The 5,224-nt window shown below is 37.9% G+C and carries 4 protein-coding genes; all 4 read right to left on the bottom strand.

Annotation, left to right across the window (positions count from 1 at the left end; all coding sequences use genetic code 11):
- Window positions 1-31: 31 nt before the first annotated feature.
- Window positions 32-718 carry a GTP cyclohydrolase I FolE gene (folE, locus tag E1140_RS02005; protein WP_155178498.1) on the bottom strand — a complete coding sequence of 229 codons (687 nt, stop codon included), beginning with the start codon at window positions 716-718 and terminating at the stop codon, window positions 32-34.
- On the bottom strand, window positions 681-1,088 hold the full coding sequence (locus E1140_RS02000) for a 6-pyruvoyl trahydropterin synthase family protein (protein WP_155178496.1): 408 nt from the start codon (window positions 1,086-1,088) through the stop codon (window positions 681-683). Before E1140_RS02000 ends, folE begins: the two co-directional genes overlap by 38 nt.
- A gap of 103 nt (window positions 1,089-1,191) precedes the next feature.
- Window positions 1,192-2,097 carry a PorP/SprF family type IX secretion system membrane protein gene (locus E1140_RS01995; RefSeq protein ID WP_155178494.1) on the bottom strand — a complete coding sequence of 302 codons (906 nt, stop codon included), beginning with the start codon at window positions 2,095-2,097 and terminating at the stop codon, window positions 1,192-1,194.
- 1 nt (window position 2,098) lies between these two features.
- A partial coding sequence (locus E1140_RS01990; RefSeq protein WP_155178492.1) for an FG-GAP-like repeat-containing protein occupies window positions 2,099-5,224 on the bottom strand: 3,126 nt, incomplete at its 5' end.

Raw genomic sequence — 5,224 nt, 5'->3', positions numbered from 1 at the left:
GCCTTTTGGTATATGTTTTAAATAACAGTTTTTATTTGCTATTTATATAGTTAAGAAATTCATTTTTAGCCTGATCTTCCTCGAACTTACCGCCAAAATAAGCAGTTCCAGTCTTGCTGTTAGTATCACCAACACCTCTGGAAGCTACGCACATGTGAGTAGCGTCTATTACTACTCCCACATGCTCAGTCTTTAATACTTTTTGTAACTCCTTGGCTATCTGAACAGTAAGGCGCTCCTGAACTTGTGGCCTTCTTGAGTAGTACTGGACTATCCTGTTGATTTTAGATAATCCTATAACCTCACCACTTGAAATGTATGCTACATGCGCTTTGCCATAAATAGGAACGAAATGATGCTCACAATGAGAATAGAAAGTGATGTCCTTCTCTACCAACATTTGATCATACTTATATTTATTCTCAAATAGGCGGGCCTTAGGTTTATTGGCAGGATTCAATCCGCTAAAAACTTCCTTTACGTACATTTTGGCCACTCTATGAGGTGTGCCTTTTAATGAATCATCCGTTAAATCTAACCCCAGAATATTCATTATTTCTGTAAAGTGACTTTCTATCTTCTTTACCTTCTCATCATCAGGCATTTCAAATGCATCATCTCTGAGAGGAGTGTCAAATGAAGTGGCTACATGATCATCATCCATGTCCTGATCATCAAAGTTATGCTGGATATTCAACAAAATTTCTTTCTGTTTCATACAATCTGATTTTTAAATCAATGGCCTCATCTATTTCGCTTCTTAATATGTTGAATATCACCACGGCAATATTTTCGGCTGTTGGGTTTAAATTTTTAAAATACTTGGTATCCAGATTAAGGTTTTTATGGTCAAATTGCTTTAGCACTTTTTCCTTTATCAAGGTACTTAATTTTTTCATATCGTAGACATAGCCAGTACGTTCATCTACCTCGCCAATGAGTCTTACTTCAAGATCGTAATTATGTCCGTGGTAATTAGGATTATTACACTTGCCAAAGACTTTTTGATTTGTTTCATCATCCCAGTCAGGGTTATACAAACGGTGGGCGGCATTAAAATGCTCCTTTCTATATACAGCTACTTTCATCTACTCAAATTCAAACACGGGATTAGTTGTTAATGTTCGAACAAGAATAAATATTATTTTATTTATCAGCGCAAATATTCTGATGATATTGAATAAAAGTAGGTTAGAAGTAGCGTTCTTTTATAAAATGACCATCTAAAAGTTCTAAATCAAGCGTCAAGGTAAGTTCATGACTAGTAAACTGGCTCCCAACGGATTGGTTAGTTGGAACTTCGAAAGTGTAGCCAAATCGAAGATTTTCTTTTAATAACATCCCGAAAACAAGTCCGTAGGTTTCTAGGTTTCTACTCATTAGGCCAGCATTAAATCTATCAAGAAATAGGAGCGAGGCACTTAAGTCAATGGATGCCGGAGCATCGGCAAGGGCCTTGACAAGTGTTGCTGTTTTTAACGCGAGACTGTTATTTAGTAGAAACACATAGCCAAGTCCGAGATAGTAATGCCTTGAGTAGATCTGAGTTTCAATATTATCAATGCTTTCGGTGCTATTAATAAGTCTTGGCACCGATAATCCGATAAAGTATTGAGGCCCCTTGAGAATGGCTCCTGCCCCTATATTTACCTTGGTGAAGTTTTGATTACTCGAAAACAGGGCATCGTTAGGGTCTCTAATGTCTAACTCGTCATTATTTTCTTTGTAGGTGTTAATACCTGTTTGCATCCCGAAAGAGAATGTATTATCACCGAACTCAATTTTATAGGCTCCAGAAATATTGATCTGTGTGTTTGTAACTGACCCAATCCTGTCGTTAATAATTGTAAGTCCGCCACCAACTTTATTGTCAAAAAATGATGAATTGGCAGATACTAAGGCAGTCTTTGGTGCACCGTCCAGCCCTGTCCATTGGGTACGATATGCTAATGAAGCACTGAATACATTGTTAATACCAGCATAGGCCGGGTTCAATACTATCGGGTTATTTAAGTATTGTGAATACAAAGGGTCTTGCTGTGCAAATGCAGCAGAAGTAGCTAACCAAAACAAGCAGAAGGGTATAAGTCTTTTCATGTTATTTTTTTATGGTTATGTATCCAGTGTATTCACCTTGGGGTGAAGATATTTTATAGAAATAGTTACCGACAGGTAAATCATCAAGCTGACTATTGTTTTCTATGTTCTCATAATTCTCTAATGTCTTCACCAAATCGCCCCATCGATTGTATAACTCAATTTTGTTTGGGGTTGTAAGATTAACAATCTCCCACCAGTCATTGGCGCCATCACCGTTCGGAGAAATGGCATTGTAGATTAAAAGGTTGCCTCCGTTAACATCTTCTTCAACTGTTATTGTTAAAGTATTCTGATCTGTGTTTCCATCAGGGTCAGTAGCACTTAATACAATGGAGTCAGTTCCAGAAAAATTGAGTCCTTCATAATCTATAACAAGATCACAGCCATCAATCGTTGTTATTGCACCAGATGAAATGCTGATAACCGTAATTGTTAATTCATCAAATGTATTATCCGGGTCAGAAATTATATTACACAAGTCAATCGTAAGCCTGCTGCCTTCTTGTGTGGTTGCAGGGGTGGTATTAACAACAGGAGGTTGAGGGATTGTTTCGCTGATAATGATCACATTTTTGGTGTGAACAGCACTATTGTCACTTCCATCATTCACAACAAAGTCTATTGATCTTGACCCATCTCCATTGCTGGATTCAAAAGTTATAGAGCTCAGTGCTGTAGCATATATTGATAAGTCTGCAGTTCCAGTTAAATCCAGAATACCTGTATTTGAATCGTATGTACCTGTTATGCCATTTTGATCCGTGTAGTTCAAAATATCTCCGTTAACAAAACCATTAATTACCACACTAGCACTTACGAGTTGCATATCATCAACATCTACAATGTCAATTAAATCATCTACTACTATTGCGGTTGTATTTTGCTCATAATTAAGCGCGGTAGTGTTGCTGCTTGAAATTACAGGTGCATCATTAACTGGTACAACTTGAACATCTTTAGTGCCAGTTCCACTATTGTCAGTGCCGTCATTTACTACAAATGATATTGTTCTGGGCGTGTTGTCTGGTGCTTCAGACGTATTTGAATATCGAACTGATCTCAGCGCTGTTTGGTAATTTGCCAAAGATGAAGTTCCGCTTAGTGTTAAAATTCCTGTTGAAGCATCGTAACTTCCTGCAATTCCATTTTGATCAGTGAATTCTAACACATCTTCTGAGGCTAAAAAGCCTACTGTGATACTTACTGTAGCACTTTCAAGATCTATATCGTCAATATCTCCAAGAATCAAATTAGGGTCAACTAGTTCTCCAGGAGTGTCACCCTCAGTATACACAGGGTTGGATGTTGAGGAAACAGTAAGCGTTGGCGCACTGTTAACGGAAGTAATATTAACAGTAACTTGAGCTGCTGTTGGATTTGTATTGTCCCAGTCCCTTACTTCAAATTGAATCTGTCTTGGTGTGGTATTCGGACTTACACTCGTATTGCGATATCTAATGGATTGTAAGACAGGTTCATAGTTTTTAATTGTATCTACCCCTGTGAGAATGAGTGTACCTGCATCAAGACCAGTTGTTACAAACGAGCCACTAATATTGGCATCAGGGTTTGTTGATGGAGTAAATGTTAATATATCTTCTCCCGGAGTGTAGTTAGTAATTCTTATACGAGCCCCAGTAATTAGGTCTCCTTCACCGGGAGCATCATCTGTTAAGCTTAAAGCCGCATCAAGTCTGACAGAAGAGCCTCCTTCTACAAAAGGAGAGGAGGGAGATGTTGCAACAACCGTAGGTGCTAAGTTTTGGTTTTCAATAAGCGTTATATCTCCATAACCTTCCCCAACAAGCACGTCTAAATCACCATCATTATCAATATCAATAAATGCTGGATGAGAGCCGCTGCCTATATCTATTCCATTAAATGGATTAGCACCAGCTGCTTGAAGAAACAAATTACCAAAACTGTTTCTGTGAAAGAGTAATTGCCCGGAGCTTGTACCAAACTCAATTCCACTAACCAAGTCCGTATCTCCATCATGATCCAGATCAACCATAACTGGTTTTAAGTATGAGCCGTCAGTTAGGTTGAAACTGTTAATAGGAGGATTCCCTACCGGATTTACAGTCGTGAAAGAAGCTGAAGTATTGTTGCCATCGTTTCGCAAGAATAATAAACTTGCGTTGTAATAATCAACTTCCTGTCCTCCAATTATAGCATCAAAATCTCCATCTTTATCAAAGTCATCAACTGTCGTTGAAAATACTCGGTAGTTTTGACTATTTGTTATTGGACTTGCTTCGTTTACAAAAGCTCCACCAGTGTTTCTATAAAATTCAACTCTAGCTTCTGAAGGGCCGCTAAAATACTCAACAGTAAGAAACAAATCTTGATCACCATCACCATCAATGTCAGCAAAGGAAGGATCAGGTCTTTCTCTATTTGCAGTAACTAAGTTCTCAAATGGATTATCTACTCCAACTTTCTCGCTAAAAGTACCATTCCTGTTATTCTCAAAATAAAAGAGCGTCTGTTCATATTTACTCCCTATAACTATATCAAGAAAACCGTCACCATCTAAATCTACAGTTGACGGGGCAATGTCATTAGTACCAATGTTTATTCTACTAAGTGGATTGAAAGACCTGAGCCTCTCCTGAAATAAAGGAGACGAAGCAGACCCTATATTTTCAAAAAACCTTAATCTATCATAAGTTCCAGTTGCTAAAATTAAATCAAAATCACCATCATTGTCTAAGTCAGCAAATTCTGGGGATGCATTTGTCGTTGTGTTAATTCCATCAAGCGGATTGTTTGCTCCTGTGATTTCAGCAGGAAACGAAGGAGTATCAGATGTTCCTTCATTTCTAAAAAATCTTAAATTGCCAGTGGCATCTCCTATAAAGAGATCTTCATCTCCATCATCGTCAATATCGACAAAGTCAGGAAAGGCTTTGCTAATATCATAGCTTAAGGAAGCAGCATCATTTCTTAATACATTGAATAGTGGATTAGCAGTTCCAGTTCTTTGTGTAAACTGAGTTCCAGTATTTTCCCAAAAGGAAACAACGGCATAGTTTGCTGAATAGGCATTGATCGCATTATTCTCTCCCGCAAATATGTCTAAATCCCCATCCCCGTCAATATCTACAAAAGTTATTCTCTT

This window comes from Fulvivirga lutimaris, from assembly GCF_009711525.1.
GTDB lineage: Bacteria > Bacteroidota > Bacteroidia > Cytophagales > Cyclobacteriaceae > Fulvivirga > Fulvivirga lutimaris.
Note: the sequence above shows the minus strand (reverse complement) of the source record. Positions and strands in the feature narration are given on the sequence as shown.

Bases quoted from the DNA above. Each gene is read 5' to 3' on its own strand.
- folE (WP_155178498.1), bottom strand. From the start codon at position 718: ATGAAACAGAAAGAAATTTTGTTGAATATCCAGCATAACTTTGATGAT.
- E1140_RS02000 (WP_155178496.1), bottom strand. From the start codon at position 1,088: ATGAAAGTAGCTGTATATAGAAAGGAGCATTTTAATGCCGCCCACCGT.
- E1140_RS01995 (WP_155178494.1), bottom strand. From the start codon at position 2,097: ATGAAAAGACTTATACCCTTCTGCTTGTTTTGGTTAGCTACTTCTGCT.